This is a genomic window from Endozoicomonas sp., assembly GCF_051008435.1.
Lineage (GTDB): Bacteria > Pseudomonadota > Gammaproteobacteria > Pseudomonadales > Endozoicomonadaceae > Endozoicomonas_A.
This window is the reverse complement of sequence record NZ_JBPCXO010000145.1, coordinates 1-26801: the sequence shown is the minus strand read 5'-3', so window position 1 is coordinate 26801 and position 26801 is coordinate 1. Positions and strand designations below refer to the sequence as shown.

Here is a 26801-nt window from a genome sequence, read left to right as displayed (position 1 = left end):
GTTTGAGACAGTTTTTATGATTATTTGAGGCGAATAGCGAGCTATTCAACGAAAAGAATCATAAAAAATGGCCAAATCAGGCTTTTTCGCAGTAGGTCAGTGGTAAGTCCGACAGGCTCCTAGTGTCCTTAATAGTAACAACATTAGTTTTGAGATTATTTTTCTGGACTAGATATATAGTCAAGGAATCCTTACCCTGCAAAGCCTGTGGAGCCAAACCCACCGCATTGCACTTGCTCAAACTCTCATTAGTGGCGTTTACACATTGAAGCTGACAGCCCAATGAAGGATGATTCACCCCTTGAAAATTCACCTTGAAAAAGAGCCTGTCCTTCCGTTTTCAAACAATAGGACGCAAACCGCTTTTTCTTACGCTATATGCATTTCGGGTCAAGCATTTTAAGGAGTTCACTATGTGGGGCAAGAACAGCTCAGAAGACAACCCGGTAGGCAGCAACAGAAACGATGATACTATCACTCTAATTGCTGCTGGCACTGAGGTGGAAGGGGATATCCGCTTCAGAGGCATTGTTCACGTTGAAGGCAAAATCAAGGGCAATGTCAGCTCCAATGATGGCAAACTGCAACTGATTGCCGGCAGCAGTGTTGACGGCAACATTCAGGCCGCTTATGTAGTGATCAACGGTCGTGTAACAGGTGATGTTTATGCGACTGAGAAACTGGAACTGTCAGCCAAAGCTCATGTAGAAGGCAACGTATACTACGATGTCATGGAAATGGTGGCCGGTGCGGCAATCAATGGCAAGATGGAGCGCATGCACAAAAGCGGTGAGCTTTTGCCCAACCGCTCTGAAGAAGAACAAGAAGCTGAAATCAAACAGCTCGAGTCTGCCTGACCCCAAGAGAGGAAAGAGAATTCTCTTTCCTCTTCTATCCCGCCCATTTGCTTATCTCATCAAGAACCGAGCTAGCGGCCTGACCTACGCAGGGAAGAAGGCGTAAAGTCGCGACTTCTCGCCGCACGTGAAAAGTCGATAGGTTTGGACTCCTCATTCATCAACCAGTCTACGAAATATCGTCTGGCAATCAGATCGTACAGTGTACCCAGAGAATACCAGCTCATCATCGGCTTGCTGAAGAATGCCATATAACCTTCACCTACCCGCCATAGATTGCCTCTTTCATCATAGTGATCGACATGAGCAATCTGCCAGGTATCTTCATCCACATAGAAGACTCTTTTAGCATAAATATGACGCTCACCTTCTTTCAGAGTGGCTTCTACAACCCATACCCTGTGAAGCTCATAGCGGACATATTCCTGGTTAATGTGTCCCTTTTTTATGATGTCTGAATACTTCAGATCACGAGAAGCTACCTGGTAAGCGTTGTAGGGAATCAACATTTCCTTTTTCCCCAACAGCTTCATGTTGTAGCGATCAGGGGAACCATTGAACATATCGATGTTATCCGATGTCCGCATTCCTTCAGAAGCAAACGCCGGTCCATCATAAGCGATAGTGGGAGCCCTTCTGACACGGCGCTGTCCAGCATTATAAACCCAGGCACCACGAGCTTCCTTGATATGGTCCAGTGGCTCCCGAACCAGCTGTACATTGCCTGTCATTCTTGCCGGTGCAGTGACTTTGCGGGTATAAAAGTACAACAGGTTATCCGCATTAAAACCGCCGCTGTCCAGCAAGTAGTCCGGCCAAACCAGTTTGTCCTGAACCTTGATTAAGCTGTAACTGCCGCTGGTCTGCACCGGGGCCAGAATACTGCCCCACTGCATGCTGCCACCCTTGAATCGGTTGATATGATTCCAGTACACCTCAAGTCCGTTGGCAGGCACCGGAAATGGAACGTTACCCTTGAAATTAACGACACCGTTACCGTTATTAGCCAACTCTGCAGCTACCGCATCCAGTTTGGCTTTCTCGTACAGTTCTGTGGAATAAACGGTCGTTCTTCGGGTTTTATAGACAGGGATTTTGTAACTGTCCGGGAAGGCTTTAATCAGTGCTTTATGCCCTTCTGTCAACACATCAGAATACTGATTAATATTCTTGCTGTTGACCACGTACAAGGGCTTATCCTGCTGAAAAGGATTTTTCAAGAAACCCTCTTTATCCATGGTCTCAACCACTTGCCCATCCCAGGCAGGAATAGAGCCAGACACATTAGCTTTTTTCTCTGCCCCCACAGGGGTCAGGGCATTGCCCAGCTTTGCTGCCACCTCAGGATCGATTTTCGCCTGGGTCGTTGGCGATGCAGCCAGCAACAATGAACTGAAAGCCAGTGATAAGATGGACTTGGTATTGATTGCTTTCAGAACTCAATCCCTTTAAAAGCTGACGCCAAAACTGATAGCTGCGTAATCCCTATCTTTGGAGGGGTTATACTTTCCTCCCCAGAAGGTGTTGTAGGAGACACTGGCGGTGTAGGTGTTCAGATAATCGGCTGCCAGGCTCAGGCTCAAAGCCTGACGATCTTCAAGAAAGACACCTGTCGCTGAATAACCATCCACGTCATGGGCAAAAGCCACTTTAGGTGTCAGGTTTACCCCAGCGAAAACATTGCTATAGCTCAGGGCTGCCAGTAGTCGATAACCCCATGCACCACTTGTGACATAACCTTTGTCGGTACATTTATTGCCTGAAGCAGGACTGAAGGGAGGGACTGCAGGATTACAGCCTTTACCGATACCAAAAGCAGGAGCCCTGCCATTACGAACCTTGTCGGTACTGGGGAGATCGCCAGTATGGGAATAACCGACTTCTCCGAGCAGGGTCAGACGGCTCGCTCCCAATACCTGGTCAAAGAAGCGGGTAACTGTAACTTGTACCTGGGAAACGGGCAGACGGTCAAAGCCTGTAAAAGCCTTACCCGGTGAGACTCGGCCAGGAATTAGATTCGCAGTACCGGCGGTCAAAGCTTCAAACAACAAGTCAGTGCTATTTATACCTACAGGTTGATCAGGACGATGACTGATTTCACCAGCCAGGGAATAATCGCCCACCGAAGTACTGAAGCTAAGACCATACACTTCAATATCTTCCGGGAATTCCATGGCATAGACAGCGGGCCCAGCGCCTGGATTGAGTGCTACACCGCCAAAGTAAGGTACACGACTGTGATAATTTATATAATAAAAGCCAAACTCGGTATCGTTCAGTTCCGGTGAGAAATACCGGAATGCCAGACCAAACTGTCCGGAATCACTGGCCTCCTTGTCACCTATCCTGGCCATATAGCCCTGTCCATTGGGCACAGCCAGAGCCTGTTCATCCGAACGCGCATAACCACTTAAAGTCAGCTTGTCACAACCCGTTGCAACTACATCACTCCCGGCAAAGAAAGTGCCACAGCCATCAACAACGGTCTTTTCCCACTTCAGCTGATAAAAAGCCTCCATGGTCAGGTTTTCAGTCAGACCGAAGTTGCCATAAATCATATTAACAGGACGCAGGCCTTCCTTGATTTCAGCACCTGGACGACGGAATGCATTCAGGTCAACCGGATTAATACTGTTGATTCCATCCCTGATAAAAGTACTCTCACCCCAACTGACGACCTGGCGTCCGAGGCGTAGATCCATTAACACGTCGCCCAGTTCAAAATCACCGTAGACATAGGCATCCAGAATTTCTGCCCCGGAGAATTTAGCCGGGTCATCAAATGGACCATCATCAAGCTTTTTATCCTTTCGGGTAGCGCCATAGCCAGTAACCCCGTGACCATGATTCACATGACTATCTTTCAGACGTCGGTCATACCAATACTTTCCACGAAAGAATGCACCGAAATTTCTGTAGTTCAGGCTCAGTTCGTGAACGCCTTTAAAAATCTCTGAAAAGCTGTCGCCTTTATCAAAGTTCAAACGTCCATCGTCCATCGTGCTACTAAACGCCTGACCGCCATTACCTTTGGCGATCAACGAGTCGTCGGCCTTTTCTGTACTCCAGCTAGCACCAATAGAGAGTTGAGAAGTTAGCCTTCCCTCTATTTCTCCGGAGGTGAATTCAATCGCCTGGGCTGTTGCTGTCAGGCAACTACCCAGCACCAGGCAACAGGAAAAGAGAGGGGGTCTTCTTCTTTGCATCAATCTGGCTCTTTATTATTTTATTAGTGAACGTTCACTCGACAACGAGAATACAAAGAAACCCTCTTTAACGTCAACCTAATCTGTTACAGCACAAGGGATTCATGACCGCTTTATACAACAACCTGAAAAAGCTCACTTTAACGAATTTAAACGTGTTTCCTTTTCAACTGCCCGTATTGACCTTCCTGAATCCCCTATCTGGCCCATGCCATCTCACGGTGATAGCGGATGCTCGGCCAGCCGAGTTTATGAAAAAATTCCAGTCGAATTTAATAAGCGTTTTTCATCAGTTCTGTGCATTAACAGCTGAGATAAAAAACTGCAGCACTGCTGTCAATCACTCCACCTGTTTTCCAGGTATGAATGTGATGGCCTCAGTCCATTAATGAGGATACTCCTTGACTGACTCTACTCCCGCTGGAACGCTGATCGCTTCTACTGACAATTCTGATCGCCCCTACAAAGTCTTCACTGAAAGAAACATCGATAGCATTAAGCAGTTCCGCGAACTGCCAGAAACCATGCAGTTCGATATTAAGGTTGTGGCCAGTGTCATGCCGTTCCGTGTTAACGAGTATGTCATCAATGAGCTGATCGACTGGAATAACATTCCTGCCGACCCCATCTTCAGACTGATGTTCCCACAAAAAGAAATGTTGAAGGCAGCTGACTTCAACTTCATGGAAAAGCTGCACAGAGCAGGCGAAAGTCGCGATACGATCAAACAGGCAGCCCGAGAAATTCAGCTGGGTATGAACCCTCACCCTGCAGGCCAACAGGCCATGAACTCCCCTATGCTGGAAGGCGAGCCTGTTGAAGGTATGCAACACAAGTACCGGAAAACTGCCCTCTATTTCCCGAGCCAGGGACAAACCTGCCACAGTTACTGCACCTTCTGTTTCCGCTGGGCTCAGTTTATTGGCGATAATGAACTGAAAATGGCTTCCACCGATGCAGGCACCATGCACGCCTACCTGAAAGCCCACACTGAAATCACTGACCTGCTGTTTACCGGTGGCGACCCTCTGGTGATGAAAACCAAGATTCTCAAGGCTTACCTTGAGCCTCTGCTGGAGCCAGAATTTGACCATATTCGTCACATTCGTATTGGTTCAAAAACACTGACCTTCTGGCCATATCGGTTTACCCAGGATGATGACGCAGAAGAACTGATGGCGCTGTTCAAAAAGATTGCTGACTCTGGTAAACATCTCGCCTTCATGGCTCACTTTGATCACTATGCAGAACTGAAAACCGACGTCTGCAAAGAAGCCATTAAGCGAATTAGAGCAACAGGTGCCAATATTCGTGCCCAGGCCCCCCTGACTCGTCACATCAATGATGATGCTGCTGTCTGGGTAAAAAACTGGAAGACTCAGTTATCCCTTGGAATTATTCCTTACTACTTCTTTGTCGCCCGCGATACTGGTGCAAAACATTACTTTGAAATCCCTCTGGCTCGTGCCTATAGCATTTACCAGGAAGCGGTTACCCAGATGTCCGGGCTGGGAAGAACGGTACGGGGCCCTTCCATGAGTGCAGGGCCTGGTAAAGTAGAAATCACCGGTGTGGCCGAGGTTAACGGCGAGAAAGTTTTCGTTCTTCGCTTTCTTCAAGGCCGTAACCCTGACTGGTGCTACAAGCCATTCTTTGCCCAGTATGATGAAGCGGCTACCTGGCTGGACGACCTCAAGCCTGCATTCGGCGAAGAGAAGTTCTTCTATGAAGACGAATACAAAGTCATGTGCCAGGCTCGCGGTCTGTAACAATGTTCAATCATGAGCGAAGAGAATCATTCCTCTCCCACAGGCCAGAGTAATTCTCTTCGGAAAAGCTCATAGGGCAGGTTTAATCTAAATTGATAGGTATATACCGAATTAAATTGATCCAGATCAAAACTCGGTATCGGGATATACGTATACTGAAATTGTGAGCGCGATTGGCAACAACGAGTTAATAACAATAAGTCAGCGAGTTACTAGCCACGCCAGACAATTCAAACAGCTTCAGGAATGGAAACAAGAATAATAAGCGGGAACAGTCACATAGCCAGCCAGTAGAAACCGGGTTTGAGGGAACCCGGTTTTTTTATTTACATGGATGTAATGTATCCTGGAAATGCAGGAGCAATTTCTAGGATTGTTGCAGCAAAAGCATAAACCCACCTGTGTAATTACTCTACTACACGATATAGGAGTTAGAGCGAAGCAGGACGCTCGAGCCGAGGAGCAATTTCCAGGATTGTTTCAGTAGAAGAATAAACCCACCTGTGTAGTTACTCTACTACACGATGTAGGAGTTAGAGCGAAGCAGGACGTCTGAGCCATGGAGCAGTTACAGGGCTAACAATAGGGAGTGTAGAGATAACCGTCGAAACTTTCCGAATCATTCATTATTGAATTAATAACATCTAAGAAGACACAGTCAGAAAATCTCGATTAGATCGATTTCACTTAACTTCCTATTTATTAAATCTTCTCTCACTGATGCTTCATAGTATTTATTCTAAATAATCGAAAACCTGAAGACAACAATCGAGCAGCAACGAACACATGCGAAGTTCGCGCCAGCTTTTCTGCGAAAAACACCTACACAAAAACAAAAATATTGATCTGGATCAATCTCTTAGTAGGCGTTCTTACGTATAGTAGAAACCACAGGAGCGAGGGCGAAAGCAGAATAAGAATAAAAACAAAGTCAGAATAAAAAACGGTACAAGGAATCAAGAATAAAAAGCATAACACTTGATGTAGCCAGCCAATAAAAAAACCGGGTTTGAGGGGACCTGGTTTTTTTATGTTTGTCGTTTAAAGTCGACTTTCTCTAACAAGCCACCTTCAATATCAAAACCACCCTATTGCGTCATCATTCCAACGATCACAACCCATAAAAATAAATAAGCAGTATTACCTACCATTTATTGATCCAGATCAAAAACGAGATAAGTGGTTTTACTTATAGTGAAACCACAAGCAAGGCAGCAACAGCGAGATGTTGTTGCAGAGTTCAGTCAGTTAAATTCAAAGTTTGCAGCAGGGGAGTGTCCTATACGTTGAGAGTCAGAGCCTTAGCCAGCAGAAAAAACCGAGTTTGAGGGGGCTCGGTTTTTTTTTCGTCTATCAAAAAGCAACTCAACAAAATAAGTATTACTCCTTAGCAATTTATTGATTTAGATCAATAATCAAATAGGCACTATTACTTATATTAGATACCAAGAGCTCAACAAGCACTGTCGTTCACAACTTTGATCAGAAAATCAGGAGAAGTCTTATAACAAACAAAGCCATAGCCAGAAAAGAAACCGGGCTTGAGGGGGCTCGGTTTTTTTTATTTCAATATCTGTGAAACCAGAAATCCTGCCACAACAATCACACCAATAGTCACTACAAAAATGTCATTCCTGGGCTTTCGGTACTGTCTGAGAGCATTTGATTTATAGAGCCCTATAACCGGAATAAAGAACAAGATGATCGACATCATTGGAGCTACGATAGCATCCAGAATCGTCAACACACTCCAGTTTCCGACACCAGCGATCCAACAACCTAAAGCAACCAGAAAAAGACTCAACCGCCTGGGTCTGCAAGAAGGGATCGTTAACTGCCCGGGCCTGAACTTCTCTAACCCTACGCCAATAAAACCATTGATCACCTCAATGGTGCCAAGAAAAAAGCCAAAAAAAGAGGTCAGAATCGCCACAAAAGCAATAACCGGGGCCAGGCCCGAAAAAAAACGGTTGCTCGGCTGATTCGCCAGAATGGAAAGTGTTGGCAGATTTTGAGCTTTTGCCTGCTCTATCTGCTCAGGTGTCAGAGCCAATATACATGACAGTACAAAAAACAGTGTGATAAGCAGTAAGACCAGTGCACTTTTGAAATGAATCTGATCTGTCTTGGAAATGCATTGATGAAGCTCAGGAATTTGACGTCGGTACGACTGTGCAAACGACGAACAAATAGGGGCATGATAGAAAGAGAACACCAACACGGGCAGAGTCATGAGAAAGGTTTTGATAATATCAATCGTTGCCACTTCCTGTCGGAGAAAATCCATTCGCCATTGAGGTATCAGATAAACACCCATGCACAGCAGTATGACTGTTAGCGGGAAAACCAGACCACTAATAAGCTTCAGCAACTTCTGCTCCGAACCACAAAACAGTGACATCATGCCAATGACCAGCAAAAACACCAGTAAAGGCCTGTTGACCTCACCCTCCCATCCAAGCTGATGCAATAGAAAGCTTTCTGTAACGTTTGAAATACCGATGGTATACAACAGCAAAACGGGAAACATGGACAAGAAGCACACCAACATCAGGCATTGACCTGCTTTTTCCCCGAAGCTTTCCCTCACAATACTGCTGATATCCCCGTTAGATTTCTGAGAAGACAGATAGAAGCGGGTTAACCCTCTATGGGTAAGAAACACCATAGGGCCACTGACCAGGATCATGAACAACAAAGGCCATACACCACCACTACCGGCCGCTATAGGAAGATAAAGTAGCCCTGCACCAATGCCTGTCCCTATATGGCTGAACATCCAGCCAGTATCCCTGGCAGTCCATTCTGACTGGGAAGATTTATCAATGGAACGCTTAGCTTCAATACCCTGATTTGACATAGATCCTCGGACAGCTGACCAGCAATGCTAATGCATTATAGACAGTGGGATTCTTCTATGATTCCTCTCTCACACTGCCGTTCAAGAGAGATGAAAACAGGTTCACACTGTAAACCTAAAAAACTATAGTGACTCCATAAAAATAAAAAAGACATGGAGAACATCATGGAACGTCCCTTTTACCATCTAAAACGACAGTTGCTCTCATATTCCCTGGAAGGATTGATATGGTTCAAGGCAGAGTAAAAACGACTCCTGCAACGAACCCAATGAAACGTATAAGGCCCCCACAAACCCAGCTTGCCCGGAAGATTTTCGACCACTGGAAAACAGCTGCTTTCAGAACCCTTATGCCTTCTACAAAATGATCAGGGACCAATATCCCGTCTACCAGTTACCCAATGGTATTTACTGCATTTCCCGCTATGAGGACATTATTAAAGTCAGTCGAGACACGGATGGTTTTTCTTCAACCCACCAAGGCTCAATAGCCAGCCTTAAACAGGGGGAAAGCATCATCAAAGAAGGCAATAAAATGCAATTGCTGGCAAAGCTTGGCCTGGTTCCAACAGACGTCATGGCCGTCTCTGATCCACCAGAACACAAAACCCATCGGAAGATTGGGCATAAAGGTCTGAATGCACATTTTGTAAAAAGCCTGGAGCCGGAGCTTGAACAACGTTGCCAGAAACTGATGAATGAAGTCCTGGCAAAGGGAAACTTTGATTTTATGCAAGACTTTGCATGGCGCTTTCCTGTCTCTGTCATTATCCAACTGCTGGGCTTTCCTCCTGAGGACTACGAAAAAATAAAAAAATGGTGTGAGCGTATTCTGGAAACACAGAGTGGAATCAATGATCGAAAAACTCTGGCAAGAAGTCATATTGCCGGTTTAAGGCTTGTTCGGTATTGCTGGAGACAGTTTCTGTCACTGAAAAAACAACCCGAACAGAATATGACCAAACTGTTTGCACAGTTTGCTGCCGATCCGGACTCTGAATTTACTGACCGTCTGGCTATCAGTCTGATTTTTCAACTACTGATGGCCGGAAGTGATTCATCAGCAACCTCCATGGGAAATGCAGTCAAGCTATTACTTGAGAACCCGGATCTCCAGCAGAAACTTCGAGACAACCCGGAGCAAATTGCTGCTTTTGTTGAAGAAGTTTTTCGTCTTGAAACCGCATTCCAGGGCCATTTCCGCTGGACCAAAAAAGACACTGAATTACATGGTGTCACCTTACCCAGAGAAATCAGAATTTTTCTGATGTGGGCTTCAGGCAATCGTGACGAGCGTTTTTGGGAAGATCCGGACTCAATAAAACTGGATCGGAAAAACGGTAAGAAACATCTGACGTTTGGCCATGGCATTCATGCCTGCATTGGCCGTGAGCTGGCAAGAATGGAGATCATTATGGCTATCAGAATGCTACTGCAAAAAACAGACAGCCTGTCCCAAACAGCAGAAGCCCCATTTGTAGCATCTATGTTTTCACATACTCTGCTTCGGCTACCCATTTCAGTGACATTAAAAAGTAAAAGTCATGCAGACCCCATCTGTCCTTTGAAAGAGTCAGTCATAGCATAAACCGACTGGCATAGCTCCGGCTGCAATATTTAAGACTTTCAATGACGTATACTGGATTCGAAAATAAAATTTGCAGTCTGGTAAGGTCTTTCATGACTCAAGGGAAAAAACATAACAGAGCAGATTATATTAATGCTGCACTGACAGTCATAGCCAGGGAAGGTGCTGAAAAGCTATCTATGAGAAAAGTAGCTTCTCAGCTGAATGTCAGCGCTATGGCAATCTATAAACACTTTTCCAATAAGGATGAGCTGATTTCAGCCAGTCTGGATACCTTTATTGCTAAGTCTTCTGTTTATCCACAGAACGAAGATATTAACTGGCAGGATTGGCTACGACATACAGCAGATCGTATGTTTACAGCACTACACGGTGAAATCAGCTGGCTACCGGTATTTGGTTCAATAAAAAGAGGGCCTTTGGCACAAGAAGTTTTGACGCATTTTGTTAAAAAGCTTACTGCCTCTGGCTTCTCAGAGCAGCAGGCTTGTGATGGTTATTTCGCGATTATTCACACTGTTATTGGTGCGGCTTCAATTCAGAGCTCATTAGGTCGTTATGCAAACGACGAAGACAACGAAAGAGAAAGCTCACATCGCCATCAATTCACCAACAGTATCGAATTCGTTATTCTTGCCCTTGAACAGAACAGAACAGAACTAATTCAGCCTCTTAATTGACTCTGGCAGCTCTATCAGCTGCTACCAGCCTCTTGAGCATAAAGGTAAGCTGGCAGCGCACAACACAACCCGACCGTGAGATTAAGGACAATGAACAGGTAAGGTTTAGGTCCTGAACTCTTTTTTTGAGCTCTGAACATATAAATCCAAAAGACAAGAGATGCCAGCAATAAGTCAGCAGTAAATCCACTGGCTGGTCCATTAATGAATAAGCCGGAAACAAAAGCAGGTATATCCAGGCCATGGGCTTGAATAAAAGGGATAAAGAAAAAATATGGAACAACCGCGCCGATGATAGCGAGCAGTAGATAGACAGTTTTCATATCCCCTCTCCCTGGGAATGAAGTTTGCACTCTAAACTATCTCTAATTGATCAAAGTTTCAACTGAAGATGTTCAGCCACACCAAAACATCCATTGACCAGTATCTGGCTTATCTTTGAGTCTCAATAGTAAGGCAACTTTATCAACGGCTTTTTTAATATATGAAGAGCATAAAATCAGTTATCTACAACCAAAAAAAACCGGACACGAGGTCCGGTTTTTTTTTGAAGAATAAAAACTTACTCTTCAGTAGCTTCCGCATCAGCAACTGGACGATCCAGCAGCTCAACGATAGCCATAGGCGCATTATCACCCTTACGGAATCCGCACTTCAGGATACGGATATAGCCGCCTGGACGCTCTTTAAAGCGTGGACCCAGTTCGGAGAACAGCTTGCCAACAGTCTCTTTGTTACGGAGACGATCAAACGCCAAACGACGATTGGCTACGCTATCTTCCTTTGCCAGGGTGATCAGCGGTTCAGCAACACGGCGCAGCTCTTTAGCCTTAGGCAGTGTTGTTTTAATTACTTCGTGCTCTACCAGGGAAGCAGTCATGTTCTTAAACATCGCCTTGCGATGTGAACTGTTCCGGTTGAGCTTGCGGCCACTTTTACGATGACGCATGGCACAAACTTCCTCATTCTACCATTTGCTTTGCACTCACTCTTTTGGAGTAAGTGCAAAAGCTAATGGCTGCTTAAGCAGAAATCTTGTCGTCGCCCTTCAAACTGGCTGGAGGCCAGTTGTCGAGACGCATACCTAAGCTCAGACCACGGGAGGCCAGAACGTCCTTGATTTCAGTCAGGGACTTCTTACCCAAATTCGGAGTCTTAAGCAGTTCAACCTCAGTGCGCTGGATCAGGTCACCGATGTAGTAGATGTTTTCTGCTTTCAGGCAGTTAGCACTACGTACGGTCAGTTCGAGATCATCCACAGGGCGCAGCAGGATCGGATCAACTTCATCCTCTTCCTTAACTGGCTCTGGCTCAGCCTCGCCTTCCAGATCAACGAATACAGCCAGCTGCTGCTGCAGAATAGTTGCAGCACGACGGATGGCTTCATCCGGATCCAGAGTACCGTCGGTTTCCAGATCAAGTACCAGCTTATCCAGGTCGGTACGCTGCTCAACACGAGCACTTTCAACGACATAGGAGACACGGTAAACAGGGCTATAGGTGGCATCCAGTTGCAGACGGCCAATAGCACGGGTCTCTTCTTCATCCTGATGACGGCTGTCAGCAGACTCATAACCACGGCCACGAGCTATTCTCAGCTTCATGTTCAGGTCGCCTTTCTCATTCAGATTGGCGATCACATGATCCGGGTTAACGATTTCGACATCGTGGTCTAACTGGATATCCGCAGCAGTCACAGGGCCAGAACCTTTTTTGGTCAGACTCAGTGTTGCTTCGTCACGGCCAGTCATGCGAATAGCAAGACCTTTGAGGTTCAGCAGGATGTCAATAACATCTTCCTGAACACCTTCAATCGCACTGTATTCATGCTGTACGCCATCGATCTCAACTTCCGTCACGGCACAGCCGGGCATGGAAGAAAGAAGGATACGACGCAAAGCATTGCCCAAGGTATGTCCAAAACCACGCTCAAGCGGTTCCAGAGTTACCTTAGCACGCGTCAGGCTAATTTCCTCGACATCAATGTGTCTTGGAGTTAGAAATTCAGTAACCGAATTCTGCATGGATGTTACACCCCACCTAACTGTCTATCCCTTACTTGGAGTACAGCTCGACGATCAAGTTTTCGTTGATGTCAGCTGACAGGTCACTCCGCTCGGGCAGCACCTTGAAGGTACCTTCCTTCTTGCCGGCATCGACTTCAACCCAGGTAGAGAACCCACGCTGAGCGGCCAGCTCCAGTGCTGCATTGATACGCAGCTGGTTTTTCGCCTTTTCGCGAATAGCGACAACATCGCCTGCCTGTACCTGATAGGAAGGAATGTTTACAGCCTTTCCATTTATCAGGATGGCCTTGTGGCTTACCAGCTGACGTGCTTCAGCACGGGTGGAACCGAATCCCATGCGGTAAACTACATTATCAAGGCGAGCTTCAAGCAGTTGCAAGAGGTTTGAACCTGTTGCACCTTTCTTGCGATCAGCTGCTTTGTAGTAGTTACGGAACTGCTTCTCCAGTACGCCGTAGATACGACGAACTTTCTGCTTTTCACGAAGCTGTACACCGTAGTCGGATAAACGACCACGACGTTGTCCGTGTTGACCTGGAGGAATTTCTGCTTTGCACTTTGACTCTAGTGGACGCACACCGCTCTTCAAAAAGAGATCAGTGCCTTCACGACGAGACAGTTTGCACTTTGGACCAATGTATCTAGCCATTTATACCGACTCCTGCTTATACACGACGCTTTTTAGGCGGACGACAACCGTTGTGGGGGATCGGAGTAACATCAGTGATGTTAGTGATCTTGTAACCACAAGCGTTCAGTGCGCGTACAGCGGATTCGCGGCCAGGACCAGGTCCTTTCACGCAGACATCCAGATTCTTCAGACCGTATTCAGCAGCAGCTTGGCCTGCACGCTCAGCAGCAACCTGTGCTGCAAACGGCGTGCTCTTACGAGAACCACGGAAACCGGAACCGCCGGCTGTGGCCCAGGCCAGAGCGTTGCCCTGACGATCGGTAATGGTCACGATAGTGTTGTTAAAAGAAGCGTGGATGTGAGCTACACCGTCAACAACCTGCTTTTTAACCTTCTTACGTGAACGAGTACCTGGCTTTGCCATATCAGAATAAATCCTGTTTCATAAGAACGGTAAAACCATTCTTAAGTGATACTTACTTACGAATAGGCTTGCGAGGACCCTTACGGGTGCGAGCATTCGTCTTGGAACGCTGACCACGAACCGGCAGACTGCGACGGTGGCGAATACCACGGTAGCAACCCAAGTCCATGAGGCGCTTAATGTTCATGCTGATTTCACGACGAAGATCACCTTCAACGTCCAGCTTGGTGATTTCACCACGCAGAGACTCAAGTTGTTCTTCGCTCAGATCAGCAACTTTGGCTTCTGGCTTAACGCCAGTGGTTTCGCACAGCTGTTTGGCTGTGGTCTTACCGATGCCGAATATGTAGGTCAACGAGATAACAGCATGTTTGTTATCCGGAATGTTGACGCCAGCAATACGGGCCATTCAATCGTCTCCGTTTGTTTCCCGTGAGTTCATCCTTGCCTGGAAAGACAGGGACATTTTGAGTTCACGGTTATTTTCGCCTGTAGACTTCTAACCAGCTTTTCAGCCAGCTTCGCGATGTTTATCTACTTCGCTATCTAAAGGCAGACAACGTTGAGTCGGACCAGTACCTGAAGACACTGTAGAGAATGCAATAAAGCCTTCTCATCCAACTCATTGTTAGATGCTTATACAACTAACAGGTCGAAAGGCGGAAATTTTAATCCCACCTACGACAAAATACAACCGCTCATGATACTCATAAGCGGTTGTATTTGTCTGTAGCCTTATGAGGTCAGACCTTAACAGCCCGGAATATTCCGAAAGACCTCATGCACAATCAGCCTTGACGCTGCTTGTGACGTGGCTCAACGCAAATCACACGAACTGTGCCCTTACGCTTGATAATCTTGCAGTTACGGCAGATTTTCTTAACCGACGCACGTACTTTCATTATTCACTCCACAATCGTTGCAGAACCGGTGTTAGCGGATCAGGCCACCACCACCGTAGCCCTTAAGATTGGATTTCTTCAGCAGTGACTCGTACTGATGTGACATCAGGTGTGATTGCACCTGAGCCATGGTATCCATGACGACCACTACCACGATCAGCAGACTGGTACCTCCCAGATAGAAAGGCACGTTAGCCGAAACTACCAGGAACTGTGGCAACAGACATACTGCTGTCATATAGAGAGCGCCAAACATGGTCAGACGAGTCAGGACACCATCAATATATCGAGCGGACTGTTCACCAGGACGAATACCTGGAATGAACGCCCCTGACTTCTTCAGGTTGTCTGCAACGTCCTTCGGATTGAAGACCAGAGCAGTATAGAAGAAGCAGAAAAAGATGATCCCTGCCGAGAACAGAACTATGTTCAGCGGCTGGCCTGGCCCCAATGCAAGTGCAATATCCTGAAGCCATTCCCAACCTTCACCCTGACCAAACCATTGTGCAATGGAGGCTGGGAACAAAAGAAGGCTGGAAGCAAAGATAGCAGGAATAACACCGGCCATATTCACTTTCAGAGGCAAATGACTGCTCTGTGCCGCAAACACTTTACGACCTTGCTGACGCTTGGCGTAATTGACAGTTATACGGCGTTGACCGCGTTCAATGAATACCACGAATGCGATTATTGCGATTGCCAACAGGGCAATTGCGAGCAGTGCCAGAATATTGATGTCACCCTGTCGGGCGGACTCGAAAGACCGCCCGATAGCGCTAGGAAGACCAGCGACAATACCTGCAAAAATCAGGATAGAGATGCCATTACCAATCCCGCGCTCAGTAACTTGCTCACCCAGCCACATCATAAAGACAGCACCGGTTACGAAAGTTACAACAGCCACAACATAGAAGCTGATATCAGGATTGAACGCTACGCCCTGGTTGGCCAGACCTACGGTCATACCCATACCCTGGACGAACGCCAGCAACACTGTCAGGTAGCGCGTATACTGACTGATCTTGCGTCGACCCGATTCACCTTCCTTTTTCAACTGCTCCAACTGCGGACTGACCACGGTCATCAACTGAATGATGATGGACGCCGAAATGTAAGGCATGATCCCCAGAGCCAGTACCGACATACGCTCCAGTGCACCACCGGAGAACATGTTGAACAGGCCCAGGATAGTGCCTTCATTTTGTTGAAACATCCGTGCCAGGGCATCAGGGTTGATGCCCGGAACAGGAATGTGAGCTCCGATCCGATAAACCAGGATCGCCAGAAATACGAATTTGAGGCGAGAAATTAACTCGCCTAACCCGCTTTGATTCCCAACAGGTAGTGTCTTAGCCATTTAGTCCTCGATCTTACCACCAGCAGCTTCGATCGCGGCGCGAGCGCCCTTGGTAGCTGCCACACCTTTCAGTGTTACGGCCTTGTTCAGTTCGCCGGACAGTACCACTTTCGCACGCAGGATACTACCGTTGATCAGATCTGCAGCCTTCAGAGCCGCAAGATCGATCACATCGGATTCAACCTTAGCCAGTTCATGCAGACGAATTTCAGCAGTGAAACGCGCCTTACGTGAAGTAAAACCGTACTTTGGAAGACGACGCTGCAGTGGCTGCTGACCGCCTTCAAAACCTGGTCTTACAGAACCACCGGAACGGGACTTCTGACCTTTATGACCACGACCACCAGTCTTACCATGACCAGAGCCGATACCACGGCCAACACGCTTACGCTCTTTACGACTGCCTTCAGCAGGACTCAGAGTATTTAGACGCATGTTATTCTCCTTCGACCTTAACGAGGTAGTTAACCTTGTTGATCATGCCGCGAACGGAAGGAGTATCTTCCACTTCAACCGTGTGGTTGATGCGACGCAGACCCAGGCCACGGACGCAAGCCTTATGGCTTTCGAGGCGACCGTTAGTGCTCTTTACGAGCGTCACTTTGATCTTCTTCTCAGCCATGACTTACCCCAGGATATCCTCTACAGACTTGCCACGCTTGGCAGCAATGTCGTCAGGAGAACGCATGTCGCGCAGGCCCTTAAAAGTTGCATTAACAACGTTTACAGGGTTGGTGGAACCGTAGCATTTGGCCAGTACGTTATGTACGCCAGCTACTTCCAGAACGGCACGCATAGCACCACCGGCAATTACACCAGTACCTGCAGAAGCAGGCTGCATGTATACCTTGGAAGCACCGTGACGGGCTTTCACAGGGTACTGCAGGGTGTCACCGTTCAGGTCTACCTGAATCATGTTGCGACGGGCAGCTTCCATAGCCTTCTGGATAGCAACAGGCACTTCACGCGCCTTGCCACGACCGAAGCCTACTTTACCTTTACCATCACCAACAACGGTCAGGGCTGTGAAACCGAAGATACGACCACCTTTCACCACTTTGGCTACTCGGTTGACCTGTACCAGCTTTTCAATCAGACCTTCGTCGTTTTGTTGTTTACGCTCATCTTTCGCCATGATGCCTACCCTCAGAATTCCAGACCGGCTTCACGGGCTGCATCGGCGAGAGCCTTAACACGACCGTGATACTTGTAACCGGAGCGGTCGAAAGCGACCTTGGCAACACCGGCTGCTTTTGCGCGCTCAGCAATCAGAGCACCCACTTTTTTAGCAGCATCAACGTTACCGGTTGCTTCGCCACGAAGCTCCTTCTCAACGGTGGAGGCAGAGGCCAGCACCTTGTCACCCTCAGGGGCAACCACCTGCGCATAAATATGACGAGGTGTGCGATGAACGCTGAGACGGTTAGCGCCCAGTTCACGCATCTTCATCCGTGCACGGCGGGCACGGCGCAGGCGAGCAGAATTTTTATCAATCATGATCACCCTACCTTACTTTTTCTTGGCTTCTTTACGACGAACATGTTCGTCGATATAGCGGACACCTTTGCCTTTATATGGCTCAGGACGACGGAATTCACGGATTTCCGCTGCAACCTGTCCAACCAGCTGTTTGTCGATCCCTTTAATCAGGATCTCAGTCTGGCTTGGAGTTTCCGCAGTTACGCCTTCTGGCAGACTGTAGTCAACCGGATGCGAGAAGCCGAGGTTCAGATTCAGGCTCTTGCCCTTAGCCTGCGCTCGATAACCTACACCGACCAGCTTCAGTTTCTTTTCGAAACCAGCGGTCACACCGGTAACCATATTGTTTACCAGAGCGCGTGTAGTACCAGCCAGTGCACGAGAATGCTTGGCGCCATCACGGGCTTCGAAAGTCAGGACGTTTTCTTCCTGCTTTACTTCAACATTGGAGTGAATGCTCAGCTCCAGTTGACCCTTGCCACCCTTGATAGCAATGTGCTGACCATTCAGCTTAATCTCAACACCAGCAGGGATTTCTACAGGGCTTTTTGCTACTCGAGACATCTCACCCCTCCCTTAGAATACGGTGCAAAGAATTTCGCCACCAACACCGGCTGCGCGAGCAGCACGATCGGTCATTACACCTTTGTTGGTAGAAACGATGGCAATACCAAGGCCGCCTTTAACTTTAGGCAGACCTTCTTTACCGGCATAAGTACGAAGACCTGGGCGGCTAGCGCGCTTCAGGTTTTCAATAACTGGCTTGCCTTCATAGTATTTCAGGTCGATAACCAGAGTTTTCTGAATTTCGCCTTCAACACGTGCATCAGTAATATAACCTTCTTCCTTCAGTACTTTGGCTACAGCAGCCTTTACCTTGGAAGAGGGCATTTCGACAGATGCATGTTCTGCCATTTGGGCATTACGGATACGAGTTAGCATATCTGCTAACGGGTCCTGCATACTCATTATCTATCTCTCCAGAAGATCAATCGCGCTTACCAGCTGGCCTTAACCAGACCTGGGACGTCACCACGCATAGCTGCTTCACGCAACTTGATGCGGCTCAGGCCGAATTTACGCAGGTAACCGTGAGGGCGACCTGTTACACGGCAGCGATTACGCAGACGAGATGAACTAGCATCACGTGGCTGCTTCTGCAGTGCTACTACAGCATCCCACTGCTCATCTTCTGAGCTGCTTGGGCTGCTGATGATCGCCTTCAGCGCAGCGCGCTTCTCTGCAAACTTGGCAACGGTGCGCTGACGCTTCAACTCCCGCTGCTTCATGGATACTTTTGCCATGGGCTTGTACCTTAATCAGTTACGGAATGGGAAGTTGAAGGCTTTCAGCAATGCACGGCCTTCGTCATCAGTCTTGGCTGTGGTAGTCAGGGTAATATCCAGACCACGCAGAGCGTCAACTTTATCGTAATCGATTTCCGGGAAGATGATCTGCTCTTTGACACCCATGCTGTAGTTGCCACGACCGTCAAATGACTTCGGGCTGATGCCACGGAAGTCACGAACACGAGGCAGAGCAATGTCAACCAGACGCTCCAGGAATTCGTACATACGTTCGTCACGCAGGGTCACTTTAACACCGATTGGCCAGCCTTCACGAACTTTGAAGCCTGCAACGGATTTACGTGCCATGGTAACTACTGCTTTCTGACCGGCAATTTTTTCCATGTCAGCAACAGCGCTTTCGATGACTTTCTTGTCACCGATCGCCTCACCCACACCCATGTTCAGGGTGATCTTGGTGATGCGAGGTACTTCGTGAACATTGCTCACACCCAGCTCTTCTTTGAGCTTGGGGAGAATTTCTTCACGATATTGAGTCTTGAAGTTTGCCATTATGCCACCCCTTACGCGTCAACCGGCTTACCGCTAGACTTGAACACGCGCTGCTTCTTGCCATCTTCAGAGATAGCAATGCCGACGCGATCAGCCTTATCGGTTTCTGTGTTCAGGACTGCAACGTTGGAAGCCTGAATAGGCGCTTCTTTTTCAACGATGCCACCAGGGGTGCCCAGCATTGGGTTAGGCTTTTGATGTTTCTTGATCATATTGATACCAGAAACAATCAGCTTGCCATCGGCACGAACGGTTTGCACTTTGCCGCGCTTACCTTTGTCCTTGCCAGCAATGACGATAACTTCGTCGTCACGACGGATCTTTTTCATTTCCTGCTCCCTTACAGTACTTCTGGTGCCAGGGAAATGATCTTCATGAATTGCTCACCGCGCAATTCACGAGTCACTGGCCCAAAGATACGGGTACCGATTGGCTGATTGCTTGCGTTCAGCAGAACGGCAGCATTGCCATCGAAGCGGATTACGGAACCGTCTGGACGACGAACGCCTTTTTTAGTACGCACTACAACTGCGTTCATCACCTGGCCTTTTTTGACCTTACCGCGAGGAATTGCTTCCTTAACGGTAACTTTGATGATGTCGCCGATGTGGGCGTAGCGGCGATGGGACCCGCCCAACACCTTGATACACTGTACTCGACGAGCGCCGGAGTTATCGGCTACTTCGAGTTGAGATTCTGTCTGGATCATGCTTATTCTCCAAGCCCAAACTGCAGACGGGTACCCGTCAGTCAAAGTAAGAGCGACCGATTCGAAAACCGGTCATTCGCTGCCAGTGCCTTTCAACACAGGCACTACTCAGACTCTAGGCACCGTGGCCTTATATTTGAGTAGCACGCTCATCAATGGAAACCAATTCAAATGTCTTGGACTTAGACAAAGGACGTGTTTCCTTGATTGTAACAATGTCACCCATACGGCAGTCATTGTTTTCGTCGTGAGCGTGCAACTTGGTGGACCGCTTAACGATCTTACCGTAGAGCGGATGTTTAACACGGCGCTCAATAAGAACGGTGACGGTCTTGTCCATCTTGTCACTCACAACCTTACCGGTCAGAGTACGGACTTTCTTGTCTTCAGCCATCGTTAAATACCTGCCTTCTCATTCAACGCCGTCTTAATACGGGCGATGTCGCGCCTGGTTTGCTTCAGCAGATGAGTCTGATTCAGCTGGCCAGTCGCTTTCTGCATGCGGAAATTAAACTGATCCCGCAGCAGTGTGATCAACTCTTCATTGAGCTGATCAACAGTTTTTTCACGCAATTCAGCAGCTTTCATCACATCACGCTCCGCTTAACGAAGGCAGTTTCCACTGGAAGCTTGGCTGCAGCCAGGGCAAATGCCTCGCGAGCCAGCTCTTCGGACACACCTTCCATTTCGTACAGGACACGACCCGGCTGGATCTGTGCTACCCAGTACTCAACACTACCCTTACCTTTACCCATTCGAACCTCGAGAGGTTTCTTGGAGATCGGCTTGTCAGGGAAGACGCGAATCCAGATTTTACCACCACGCTTGATGTGACGAGTCATGGCACGACGAGCTGCTTCAATCTGGCGAGCAGTTATACGTCCACGACCGGTTGCTTTCAATGCGTATTCACCGAAGCTAACAGTGGAGCCGCGGTGTGCCAGGCCTCGATTACGACCCTTTTGTTGCTTACGAAATTTCGTACGCTTTGGCTGTAACATTACCGCGCTCCTTACTTCTTAGCCTGTCTCTTCTTAGGACGTTTGGCTGGCTCTTTCGGCTCCTCAGGAACCACTCCGCCAATCACTTCGCCTTTGAAGATCCATACTTTAACACCCAGGATACCGTAGGTAGTCAGGGCTTCATAAGATGCGTAATCGATGTCTGCACGCAGTGTGTGCAGAGGTACGCGACCCTCACGATACCATTCGGTACGAGCAATTTCAGCGCCGCCAAGACGACCACTAATTTGCACCTTGATGCCCTTCGCGCCCAGACGCATAGCATTCTGTACAGAACGCTTCATGGCACGACGGAACATAACACGACGCTCCAGCTGACCAGCGATGGACTGTGCAACCAACATTGCGTCCAGTTCGGGCTTGCGAACTTCTTCAATGTTGATATGAACAGGTACGCCCATCATCTTGGTAACAGCTTGGCGCAGCTTCTCAACGTCTTCGCCTTTTTTACCAATCACGATGCCTGGACGGGCAGTGTGAATGGTAACGCGAGCGCTTTGAGCAGGGCGCTGGATGTCGATGCGGCTTACGGAAGCATTTTTCAGCTTCTTTTGCAGGAAATCACGAACTTCCAGGTCTGTAATCAGCTTGTCAGCATATTCCTGACCTTCAGCAAACCATACAGATCTGTGGGGCTTTACGATGCCCAGTCGGATCCCATTTGGATGAACTTTCTGACCCATGTGATCGCTCCTTAGACCTCTGCAACCTTAACCGTGATATGGCAAGACCGCTTCAGAATGCGATCGGCACGGCCCTTGGCACGTGGACGGATGCGCTTCATGGTCATACCTTCGTCAACGAAGATAGTAGACACTGTCAGCTCATCGATATCCATGCCTTCGTTGTGCTCTGCATTAGCAATCGCAGATTCCAACACCTTCTTGACCAGCTCTGCAGCCTTTTTAGGGCTGAATGCCAGCAGCTCGAGGGCGTCGCCAACGGCTTTGCCTCGAATCTGGTCAGCAACCAGGCGCGCTTTCTGGGCAGAAATGCGAGCGCCTTTATGAATAGCAGCTACTTCTTTCATTTCTTACCCTCTTAGCGCTTCTTGGCCTTCTTGTCTGCAGCGTGACCGCGATAGGTGCGGGTAGCAGCAAACTCACCCAGCTTATGGCCTACCATGTCTTCGCTAACGAAAACAGGCACATGCTGGCGACCGTTATGAACGGCGATGGTCAGACCTACCATATTTGGCAGGATCATAGAGCGGCGCGACCAGGTCTTGATCGGACGCTTGTTGCCGCTATCAGCCGCATCTTCGACTTTCTTCAGCAGGTGAAGGTCGATAAATGGGCCTTTCTTCAAAGAACGTGGCACTGTCGTATCCTCTCTCTAGGCTTACTTCGCGCTGCGACGACGTACGATCATTTTATCCGTACGCTTGTTGGAACGAGTCTTACGACCCTTAGTCGGAACACCCCAAGGCGTCACTGGGTGACGACCACCGGAAGTACGACCTTCACCACCACCATGTGGGTGATCTACCGGGTTCATGGCAACACCACGAACGGTCGGACGAACACCACGCCAACGCTTGGCACCAGCCTTACCCAGAGAGCGCAGGTTGTGCTCGCTGTTAGAGGCTTCACCCAGAGTTGCACGACAGTCAGCCAGTACTTTACGCATTTCACCAGAACGCAGACGCAAGGTTACATAAGCACCATCACGCGCTACAACCTGAGCGGAAGTACCAGCACTGCGCATCATCTGCGCACCCTTGCCTGGCTTGAGCTCAACACAATGCACTACAGAACCCTGCGGAATATTACGCAGAGGCAGTGTGTTGCCTGGCTTGATAGGAGCATCAACACCAGAGTACAGCTCGTCACCGGCTTTCACACTTTTAGGTGCGATAATGTAACGACGCTCACCGTCCATGTACTTCAACAGGGCGATGTAAGCGGTACGATTTGGATCGTACTCCAGACGCTCAACGACAGCTGGGATGCCATCCTTGTTGCGACGGAAGTCTACCAGACGATAGTGCTGCTTATGACCACCACCACGATGACGGGTAGTGATACGACCAGCGTTATTACGACCACCAGTCTTGCTCTTCTTTTCCACCAGAGGCGCGTATGGGCGACCCTTATGGAGGTCAGGGTTTACAACCTTGACTACAAAGCGACGACCCGGAGAAGTCGGCTTGCACTTAATTACGGCCATCCTGTAACTCCTTATTCCGCGTCGGCAAAGTCAATCTCTTGACCCTGCGCCAGACTCACGTACGCTTTCTTCCAGTCTGAGCGCTTGCCCATACCGAAGCGAGTACGCTTGGTCTTACCTTTAACAACTGCTGTACGAACAGCGTCAACACTGACTTCGAACAGCTGCTCTACCGCTTGCTTAATCTCAAGCTTGGTTGCGTCCTTTGCTACCTTGAAGACGTACTGGCCATGCTCTTCAGCAACCACTGTCGCCTTCTCGGAAATGTGCGGACCAAGCAGAACTTTGTAAATACGTTCCTGGTTCATCCCAGCATCTCCTCGAATTTCTTGATGGCTGCAACAGTCATCACGACTTTCTCATGAGCGATCAGGCTGACAGGGTCAACGCCTTGTACGTCACGCGCGTCCACATGAGGAATGTTGCGAGTAGCCAGATACAGATTCTGATCAACTTCATCAGAAACGATCAGACCGCTCTCTACATTCAGCTCTTTCAGCCTGGAGACCATCAGTTTGGTCTTAGGAGTGTCGACAGCCAGGCTCTCAACAACAACCAGACGCTCCTGACGAATCAACTCGGACAAGATAGAACGCAGAGCACCGCGATACATTTTCTTGTTCAGCTTCTGAGCATGATCCTGTGGCTTAGCAGCAAAAGATTTACCGCCCCCTTTCCACAGTGGGCTACGAATAGTACCAGCACGCGCACGGCCAGTACCTTTTTGACGCCAGGGCTTGCGTCCACCGCCGCTTACTTCGCTACGGGTTTTCTGAGCACGGGTACCTTGACGAGCACCGGCCATGAAAGCAACTACAGTCTGGTGAACCAGGCTTTCGTTGAATTCAGTACCGAAGGTCACGTCAGAGACTTGAACCGTACCAGCACCTGTTACATTCAATTCCATCGTCTAATCCCCTCAGGCGCGCGCTTTAACTGCAGCTTTAACGATAACGTCAGCGCCAGTTGCACCAGGCACTGCACCCTTTACCAGCAGCAGATTACGTTCAGCGTCAACGCGAACGATTTCCAGGGACTGAACGGTCACTTTCTCAGCACCCATATGTCCAGCCATCTTCTTACCTTTGAAGACACGACCTGGGGTCTGACACTGACCGATGGAACCAGGAGCACGGTGAGACAGAGAGTTACCGTGTGTAGCGTCTTGCATATGGAAGTTCCAACGCTTTACGCCACCCTGGAAGCCCTTACCTTTGGACTGCCCAGTTACATCTACTTTCTGACCTTGCTCGAACAGGTCTACTCCGATCAACTGACCCAGTTCATAAGAACCAGAATCATCAACACGGAATTCCCAAAGACCACGACCGGCTTCTACCTTTGCTTTCGCAAAGTGACCAGCTTCTGGCTTACGAACACGGCTGCTTTTTTTAGCACCGGTAGTCACCTGAACTGCGCTGTAACCGTCTACATCCTGGTTTTTAACCTGGGTGATACGGTTAGGATCAACCTCAATTACAGTGACTGGTACTGAAGCACCGTCTTCTGTGAAGATACGGGTCATGCCGCACTTCTTACCGACTAATCCAATAGTCATTTCAACCTCTCTCGTGTACGGGGCTTTCACCCACTATGGCCGCTCATTCCAGAGCGTTACACAAAAGTATTGTGCACACTGAATGGCTGCCCGCGCCGCTATTAACCGAGACTGATTTGCACTTCAACGCCGGCTGCCAAGTCCAGCTTCATCAGTGCGTCAACGGTCTTTTCGGTGGGCTCGATAATGTCGAGAAGACGTTTATGTGTACGAATCTCATACTGATCACGCGCATCTTTGTTTACGTGAGGAGAGATCAGAACAGTAAAACGTTCTTTTCGGGTTGGCAGAGGGATTGGACCACGCACTTGAGCACCAGTACGCTTCGCAGTATCTACGATTTCCTGCGTGGACTGGTCGATCAGGCGATGATCAAAAGCCTTTAAACGAATGCGAATCTGCTGAGCTTGACTCATCTTGTTGTAACCATATATCAATAAAGAACTAAGTCCGGTGAACATTGCCACCTAGACAAAAGGACGCGGAATTCTACTAAGCACAAAACTTAAAGTCAACACAAGTGCCAGATGAAAAACACACAGACACTTGCTTCAGCCACCGCACGCATATTAAGAGCAGCATGATAACGCAACAAGACGAGCAATGTGATAAGGAAAATTGCTAAGGAGAGTAGAGCAGGCTGCCAACCCACCCCAAAGATTTACGCTAAAAAATGAACGGCAGCACTATAATATTCTTGTACGATCGAACCAATATAAAACAGAACAGTAGTATCAACTCTGTTTTTTAATCAATCGACTCAGCGCACCAATCGAATGCAAATGAGCATAAGTCCAAGCTAGCCAGCCCGACTTAAACCACTCCGAAACCGATGACTCAGGAATCTCATTCAGCTTCTTCTCATCAATCACATACAAACCATCCAACTTTAACGGTTTGTCACCACCCGCACTCACTTTCAGATTAAAGGGTACGAACAAATCAAATTCATTACACTGATCGCAGTAGCGGCGGGTTTCTTTATACTGCTGCTCAAAACTACTCAGGAACTGGATGATATTTTGCAACACCTGCGTCCCCTCTCCCTCACCATCAAAAAGCAAGTCACCCTCTTCCGACTTTAACTGCCCCGCCTTCTGATCAAAACAGACCGTACCATCATCCGTTAGAGCAAATGGGTACCGCCTGATAAAGGCCGGAACATAGCTATCACCCCAACCCCCTTCCGTATCAAGCTGCCGATGCTCTCCCTCCATAAGCGACAACATCACTAATGGAAAATACCCACCTTCCTCATCTTTACCAAAGAGAACCGGCATATCCCGACTGGCCTCGAAGAATTCAATACCCGCCAAAGGCACTGAGCTAACCTCTTTGGTGAATGAGTGTAACTATTCAGCACCCAGCAAAGGATGATTACCATAATTCTTCAGAGCTATAAGCAGAGCTTCGAAAATATTCTGACCCTGCTTTCTCGCCGATGACACATAACTTCGTATCCGACAGTAATATTTGGCTCCCTTTTTACTCCTGAAACAGCCCGATATTTTCTGTTTCACCTTGCCGTTTCTGACATCTTGTTCACTGCCGTTATTGTCGAAGGGAATGTCGAAGGGGATGTCGAAGTTGGTCATGAATCTCAAGGTTTCTTCCTTGAAATTCACTAATCGTTTGAAGAGATTAAAAGCCTTGGTGTTTTTTGTTTTATCAAGTCCGAGCCGTTTTCGTCTACGCTCCATGTAC

37 protein-coding genes and 1 pseudogene are annotated in these 26801 nt (G+C 48.2%); 4 read left to right on the top strand and 34 right to left on the bottom strand.

The window, feature by feature from the left end; all coding sequences use genetic code 11:
* The first annotated feature begins 413 nt into the window (after positions 1–413).
* Positions 414–857 carry a bactofilin family protein gene (locus tag ACR2PX_RS07000; RefSeq protein WP_433998638.1) on the top strand — a complete coding sequence of 148 codons (444 nt, stop codon included), beginning with the start codon at positions 414–416 and terminating at the stop codon, positions 855–857.
* A 71-nt stretch (positions 858–928) separates the two neighbouring features.
* Here ACR2PX_RS07000 and ACR2PX_RS06995 read toward each other — a convergent pair whose 3' ends face one another.
* Together ACR2PX_RS06995 and ACR2PX_RS06990 are read right to left on the bottom strand one after the other, a co-directional pair.
* Positions 929–2245, bottom strand: coding sequence for a DUF1329 domain-containing protein (locus ACR2PX_RS06995; RefSeq protein ID WP_433998637.1), 1317 nt, complete (start codon positions 2243–2245; stop codon positions 929–931).
* Between the two features lie 60 nt (positions 2246–2305).
* Positions 2306–4063 carry a DUF1302 domain-containing protein gene (locus ACR2PX_RS06990; protein ID WP_433998636.1) on the bottom strand — a complete coding sequence of 586 codons (1758 nt, stop codon included), beginning with the start codon at positions 4061–4063 and terminating at the stop codon, positions 2306–2308.
* 401 nt (positions 4064–4464) lie between these two features.
* Between ACR2PX_RS06990 and ACR2PX_RS06985 the strand changes: the two genes are divergently transcribed.
* Positions 4465–5832 (top strand): KamA family radical SAM protein, encoded by a 1368-nt coding sequence (locus ACR2PX_RS06985; RefSeq protein ID WP_433998635.1) that lies wholly within the window; start codon positions 4465–4467, stop codon positions 5830–5832.
* 1561 nt (positions 5833–7393) lie between these two features.
* Here ACR2PX_RS06985 and ACR2PX_RS06980 read toward each other — a convergent pair.
* On the bottom strand, positions 7394–8692 hold the full coding sequence (locus ACR2PX_RS06980; protein ID WP_433998634.1) for an amino acid permease: 1299 nt from the start codon (positions 8690–8692) through the stop codon (positions 7394–7396).
* A gap of 364 nt (positions 8693–9056) precedes the next feature.
* On the opposite strand from ACR2PX_RS06980, the gene ACR2PX_RS06975 reads away from it, so the two are divergent.
* Positions 9057–10280 (top strand): cytochrome P450, encoded by a 1224-nt coding sequence (locus ACR2PX_RS06975; protein WP_433998633.1) that lies wholly within the window; start codon positions 9057–9059, stop codon positions 10278–10280.
* Between the two features lie 92 nt (positions 10281–10372).
* Complete coding sequence (locus ACR2PX_RS06970; RefSeq protein WP_433998632.1) at positions 10373–10960, top strand: TetR/AcrR family transcriptional regulator; 588 nt, start codon at positions 10373–10375, stop codon at positions 10958–10960.
* A 14-nt stretch (positions 10961–10974) separates the two neighbouring features.
* Here the strand turns inward: ACR2PX_RS06970 and ACR2PX_RS06965 are convergent, their stop codons facing one another.
* The 31 genes and pseudogenes from ACR2PX_RS06965 to ACR2PX_RS06815 form a co-directional block, all read right to left on the bottom strand.
* Positions 10975–11283, bottom strand: coding sequence for a DUF2834 domain-containing protein (locus ACR2PX_RS06965; protein ID WP_433998631.1), 309 nt, complete (start codon positions 11281–11283; stop codon positions 10975–10977).
* 239 nt (positions 11284–11522) lie between these two features.
* Positions 11523–11909 (bottom strand): 50S ribosomal protein L17, encoded by a 387-nt coding sequence (rplQ, locus tag ACR2PX_RS06960; RefSeq protein WP_433998630.1) that lies wholly within the window; start codon positions 11907–11909, stop codon positions 11523–11525.
* A gap of 73 nt (positions 11910–11982) precedes the next feature.
* Positions 11983–12984, bottom strand: coding sequence for a DNA-directed RNA polymerase subunit alpha (locus ACR2PX_RS06955; RefSeq protein WP_433998629.1), 1002 nt, complete (start codon positions 12982–12984; stop codon positions 11983–11985).
* A gap of 31 nt (positions 12985–13015) precedes the next feature.
* The gene (gene rpsD, locus ACR2PX_RS06950; RefSeq protein WP_433998628.1) at positions 13016–13636 is read right to left on the bottom strand and encodes a 30S ribosomal protein S4; all 621 of its coding nucleotides are present in this window, start codon (positions 13634–13636) and stop codon (positions 13016–13018) included.
* A gap of 16 nt (positions 13637–13652) precedes the next feature.
* Positions 13653–14042, bottom strand: a complete 390-nt coding sequence (rpsK, locus tag ACR2PX_RS06945) for a 30S ribosomal protein S11 (RefSeq protein ID WP_034841784.1) — start codon at positions 14040–14042, stop codon at positions 13653–13655.
* A gap of 52 nt (positions 14043–14094) precedes the next feature.
* Entirely contained in the window at positions 14095–14451 is a 357-nt protein-coding gene (rpsM, locus tag ACR2PX_RS06940) for a 30S ribosomal protein S13 (RefSeq protein ID WP_433998627.1), read from the bottom strand.
* 379 nt (positions 14452–14830) lie between these two features.
* Positions 14831–14944 (bottom strand): 50S ribosomal protein L36, encoded by a 114-nt coding sequence (rpmJ, locus tag ACR2PX_RS06935; RefSeq protein WP_079253874.1) that lies wholly within the window; start codon positions 14942–14944, stop codon positions 14831–14833.
* Positions 14945–14975: 31 nt separating this feature from the next.
* On the bottom strand, positions 14976–16301 hold the full coding sequence (secY, locus tag ACR2PX_RS06930) for a preprotein translocase subunit SecY (protein ID WP_433998626.1): 1326 nt from the start codon (positions 16299–16301) through the stop codon (positions 14976–14978).
* Positions 16302–16736, bottom strand: a complete 435-nt coding sequence (gene rplO, locus ACR2PX_RS06925) for a 50S ribosomal protein L15 (RefSeq protein WP_433998625.1) — start codon at positions 16734–16736, stop codon at positions 16302–16304.
* Between the two features lies 1 nt (position 16737).
* Entirely contained in the window at positions 16738–16923 is a 186-nt protein-coding gene (gene rpmD / locus ACR2PX_RS06920; RefSeq protein ID WP_433998624.1) for a 50S ribosomal protein L30, read from the bottom strand.
* Positions 16924–16926: 3 nt separating this feature from the next.
* Positions 16927–17436: a 30S ribosomal protein S5 gene (gene rpsE, locus ACR2PX_RS06915; protein WP_433998623.1), complete on the bottom strand. Its 510-nt coding sequence runs from the start codon at positions 17434–17436 to the stop codon at positions 16927–16929.
* A gap of 11 nt (positions 17437–17447) precedes the next feature.
* Positions 17448–17798: a 50S ribosomal protein L18 gene (rplR, locus tag ACR2PX_RS06910; protein ID WP_034841770.1), complete on the bottom strand. Its 351-nt coding sequence runs from the start codon at positions 17796–17798 to the stop codon at positions 17448–17450.
* A 12-nt stretch (positions 17799–17810) separates the two neighbouring features.
* A complete protein-coding gene (rplF, locus tag ACR2PX_RS06905) occupies positions 17811–18344 on the bottom strand; it encodes a 50S ribosomal protein L6 (RefSeq protein WP_433998622.1) in 534 nt (177 codons plus the stop codon).
* 12 nt (positions 18345–18356) lie between these two features.
* Entirely contained in the window at positions 18357–18749 is a 393-nt protein-coding gene (gene rpsH / locus ACR2PX_RS06900; protein WP_433998621.1) for a 30S ribosomal protein S8, read from the bottom strand.
* A gap of 29 nt (positions 18750–18778) precedes the next feature.
* Positions 18779–19084 carry a 30S ribosomal protein S14 gene (gene rpsN, locus ACR2PX_RS06895; protein WP_433998620.1) on the bottom strand — a complete coding sequence of 102 codons (306 nt, stop codon included), beginning with the start codon at positions 19082–19084 and terminating at the stop codon, positions 18779–18781.
* A gap of 15 nt (positions 19085–19099) precedes the next feature.
* Complete coding sequence (rplE, locus tag ACR2PX_RS06890; protein WP_433998619.1) at positions 19100–19639, bottom strand: 50S ribosomal protein L5; 540 nt, start codon at positions 19637–19639, stop codon at positions 19100–19102.
* Between the two features lie 11 nt (positions 19640–19650).
* Positions 19651–19968: a 50S ribosomal protein L24 gene (gene rplX / locus ACR2PX_RS06885; protein WP_433998618.1), complete on the bottom strand. Its 318-nt coding sequence runs from the start codon at positions 19966–19968 to the stop codon at positions 19651–19653.
* Between the two features lie 11 nt (positions 19969–19979).
* Positions 19980–20348 carry a 50S ribosomal protein L14 gene (gene rplN / locus ACR2PX_RS06880; protein ID WP_062268071.1) on the bottom strand — a complete coding sequence of 123 codons (369 nt, stop codon included), beginning with the start codon at positions 20346–20348 and terminating at the stop codon, positions 19980–19982.
* Positions 20349–20478: 130 nt separating this feature from the next.
* Positions 20479–20742 carry a 30S ribosomal protein S17 gene (rpsQ, locus tag ACR2PX_RS06875; RefSeq protein WP_034841753.1) on the bottom strand — a complete coding sequence of 88 codons (264 nt, stop codon included), beginning with the start codon at positions 20740–20742 and terminating at the stop codon, positions 20479–20481.
* A gap of 2 nt (positions 20743–20744) precedes the next feature.
* Positions 20745–20936: a 50S ribosomal protein L29 gene (rpmC, locus tag ACR2PX_RS06870; protein ID WP_433998617.1), complete on the bottom strand. Its 192-nt coding sequence runs from the start codon at positions 20934–20936 to the stop codon at positions 20745–20747.
* The gene (gene rplP / locus ACR2PX_RS06865) at positions 20936–21349 is read right to left on the bottom strand and encodes a 50S ribosomal protein L16 (protein WP_034841748.1); all 414 of its coding nucleotides are present in this window, start codon (positions 21347–21349) and stop codon (positions 20936–20938) included. The genes rpmC and rplP overlap by 1 nt, the downstream gene beginning before the upstream one ends.
* 11 nt (positions 21350–21360) lie before the next feature.
* Complete coding sequence (gene rpsC, locus ACR2PX_RS06860) at positions 21361–22053, bottom strand: 30S ribosomal protein S3 (RefSeq protein WP_433998616.1); 693 nt, start codon at positions 22051–22053, stop codon at positions 21361–21363.
* A gap of 11 nt (positions 22054–22064) precedes the next feature.
* Complete coding sequence (gene rplV, locus ACR2PX_RS06855; protein ID WP_433998615.1) at positions 22065–22400, bottom strand: 50S ribosomal protein L22; 336 nt, start codon at positions 22398–22400, stop codon at positions 22065–22067.
* A gap of 11 nt (positions 22401–22411) precedes the next feature.
* Positions 22412–22690, bottom strand: coding sequence for a 30S ribosomal protein S19 (gene rpsS / locus ACR2PX_RS06850; RefSeq protein ID WP_370514715.1), 279 nt, complete (start codon positions 22688–22690; stop codon positions 22412–22414).
* 21 nt (positions 22691–22711) lie between these two features.
* Positions 22712–23539 carry a 50S ribosomal protein L2 gene (rplB, locus tag ACR2PX_RS06845; protein ID WP_433998614.1) on the bottom strand — a complete coding sequence of 276 codons (828 nt, stop codon included), beginning with the start codon at positions 23537–23539 and terminating at the stop codon, positions 22712–22714.
* Positions 23540–23550: 11 nt separating this feature from the next.
* A complete protein-coding gene (gene rplW, locus ACR2PX_RS06840; protein ID WP_433998613.1) occupies positions 23551–23847 on the bottom strand; it encodes a 50S ribosomal protein L23 in 297 nt (98 codons plus the stop codon).
* On the bottom strand, positions 23844–24446 hold the full coding sequence (rplD, locus tag ACR2PX_RS06835; protein WP_433998612.1) for a 50S ribosomal protein L4: 603 nt from the start codon (positions 24444–24446) through the stop codon (positions 23844–23846). Before rplD ends, rplW begins: the two co-directional genes overlap by 4 nt.
* Before the next feature lie 12 nt (positions 24447–24458).
* Entirely contained in the window at positions 24459–25097 is a 639-nt protein-coding gene (gene rplC / locus ACR2PX_RS06830) for a 50S ribosomal protein L3 (RefSeq protein WP_433998611.1), read from the bottom strand.
* 101 nt (positions 25098–25198) lie between these two features.
* Positions 25199–25513, bottom strand: a complete 315-nt coding sequence (rpsJ, locus tag ACR2PX_RS06825; RefSeq protein WP_034841731.1) for a 30S ribosomal protein S10 — start codon at positions 25511–25513, stop codon at positions 25199–25201.
* A 318-nt stretch (positions 25514–25831) separates the two neighbouring features.
* A pseudogene (locus ACR2PX_RS06820) lies at positions 25832–26431 on the bottom strand (SapC family protein); the annotation flags it as partial.
* Between the two features lie 18 nt (positions 26432–26449).
* A partial coding sequence (locus ACR2PX_RS06815) for an IS66 family transposase (RefSeq protein ID WP_433998610.1) occupies positions 26450–26801 on the bottom strand: 352 nt, incomplete at its 5' end.

Bases quoted from the DNA above. Each gene is read 5' to 3' on its own strand.
- rplD (WP_433998612.1), bottom strand. From the start codon at position 24,446: ATGGAATTGAATGTAACAGGTGCTGGTACGGTTCAAGTCTCTGACGTG.
- rplC (WP_433998611.1), bottom strand. From the start codon at position 25,097: ATGACTATTGGATTAGTCGGTAAGAAGTGCGGCATGACCCGTATCTTC.
- ACR2PX_RS06980 (WP_433998634.1), bottom strand. From the start codon at position 8,692: ATGTCAAATCAGGGTATTGAAGCTAAGCGTTCCATTGATAAATCTTCC.
- rplX (WP_433998618.1), bottom strand. From the start codon at position 19,968: ATGAAAAAGATCCGTCGTGACGACGAAGTTATCGTCATTGCTGGCAAG.
- rpsM (WP_433998627.1), bottom strand. From the start codon at position 14,451: ATGGCCCGTATTGCTGGCGTCAACATTCCGGATAACAAACATGCTGTT.
- rplF (WP_433998622.1), bottom strand. From the start codon at position 18,344: ATGTCTCGAGTAGCAAAAAGCCCTGTAGAAATCCCTGCTGGTGTTGAG.
- rpsC (WP_433998616.1), bottom strand. From the start codon at position 22,053: ATGGGTCAGAAAGTTCATCCAAATGGGATCCGACTGGGCATCGTAAAG.
- ACR2PX_RS06970 (WP_433998632.1), top strand. From the start codon at position 10,373: ATGACTCAAGGGAAAAAACATAACAGAGCAGATTATATTAATGCTGCA.
- rplE (WP_433998619.1), bottom strand. From the start codon at position 19,639: ATGGCAAACTTCAAGACTCAATATCGTGAAGAAATTCTCCCCAAGCTC.
- ACR2PX_RS07000 (WP_433998638.1), top strand. From the start codon at position 414: ATGTGGGGCAAGAACAGCTCAGAAGACAACCCGGTAGGCAGCAACAGA.
- rpmJ (WP_079253874.1), bottom strand. From the start codon at position 14,944: ATGAAAGTACGTGCGTCGGTTAAGAAAATCTGCCGTAACTGCAAGATT.
- rpsK (WP_034841784.1), bottom strand. From the start codon at position 14,042: ATGGCAAAGCCAGGTACTCGTTCACGTAAGAAGGTTAAAAAGCAGGTT.
- rpmC (WP_433998617.1), bottom strand. From the start codon at position 20,936: ATGAAAGCTGCTGAATTGCGTGAAAAAACTGTTGATCAGCTCAATGAA.
- rpsJ (WP_034841731.1), bottom strand. From the start codon at position 25,513: ATGAGTCAAGCTCAGCAGATTCGCATTCGTTTAAAGGCTTTTGATCAT.
- ACR2PX_RS06955 (WP_433998629.1), bottom strand. From the start codon at position 12,984: ATGCAGAATTCGGTTACTGAATTTCTAACTCCAAGACACATTGATGTC.
- rpsN (WP_433998620.1), bottom strand. From the start codon at position 19,084: ATGGCAAAAGTATCCATGAAGCAGCGGGAGTTGAAGCGTCAGCGCACC.
- ACR2PX_RS06990 (WP_433998636.1), bottom strand. From the start codon at position 4,063: ATGCAAAGAAGAAGACCCCCTCTCTTTTCCTGTTGCCTGGTGCTGGGT.
- rplR (WP_034841770.1), bottom strand. From the start codon at position 17,798: ATGATTGATAAAAATTCTGCTCGCCTGCGCCGTGCCCGCCGTGCACGG.
- ACR2PX_RS06975 (WP_433998633.1), top strand. From the start codon at position 9,057: ATGATCAGGGACCAATATCCCGTCTACCAGTTACCCAATGGTATTTAC.
- rpsQ (WP_034841753.1), bottom strand. From the start codon at position 20,742: ATGGCTGAAGACAAGAAAGTCCGTACTCTGACCGGTAAGGTTGTGAGT.
- rplQ (WP_433998630.1), bottom strand. From the start codon at position 11,909: ATGCGTCATCGTAAAAGTGGCCGCAAGCTCAACCGGAACAGTTCACAT.
- ACR2PX_RS06965 (WP_433998631.1), bottom strand. From the start codon at position 11,283: ATGAAAACTGTCTATCTACTGCTCGCTATCATCGGCGCGGTTGTTCCA.
- rplV (WP_433998615.1), bottom strand. From the start codon at position 22,400: ATGAAAGAAGTAGCTGCTATTCATAAAGGCGCTCGCATTTCTGCCCAG.
- rplN (WP_062268071.1), bottom strand. From the start codon at position 20,348: ATGATCCAGACAGAATCTCAACTCGAAGTAGCCGATAACTCCGGCGCT.
- rpmD (WP_433998624.1), bottom strand. From the start codon at position 16,923: ATGGCTGAGAAGAAGATCAAAGTGACGCTCGTAAAGAGCACTAACGGT.
- rpsH (WP_433998621.1), bottom strand. From the start codon at position 18,749: ATGAGTATGCAGGACCCGTTAGCAGATATGCTAACTCGTATCCGTAAT.
- rplB (WP_433998614.1), bottom strand. From the start codon at position 23,539: ATGGCCGTAATTAAGTGCAAGCCGACTTCTCCGGGTCGTCGCTTTGTA.
- secY (WP_433998626.1), bottom strand. From the start codon at position 16,301: ATGGCTAAGACACTACCTGTTGGGAATCAAAGCGGGTTAGGCGAGTTA.
- rplP (WP_034841748.1), bottom strand. From the start codon at position 21,349: ATGTTACAGCCAAAGCGTACGAAATTTCGTAAGCAACAAAAGGGTCGT.
- rplW (WP_433998613.1), bottom strand. From the start codon at position 23,847: ATGAACCAGGAACGTATTTACAAAGTTCTGCTTGGTCCGCACATTTCC.
- rpsD (WP_433998628.1), bottom strand. From the start codon at position 13,636: ATGGCTAGATACATTGGTCCAAAGTGCAAACTGTCTCGTCGTGAAGGC.
- rplO (WP_433998625.1), bottom strand. From the start codon at position 16,736: ATGCGTCTAAATACTCTGAGTCCTGCTGAAGGCAGTCGTAAAGAGCGT.
- rpsE (WP_433998623.1), bottom strand. From the start codon at position 17,436: ATGGCGAAAGATGAGCGTAAACAACAAAACGACGAAGGTCTGATTGAA.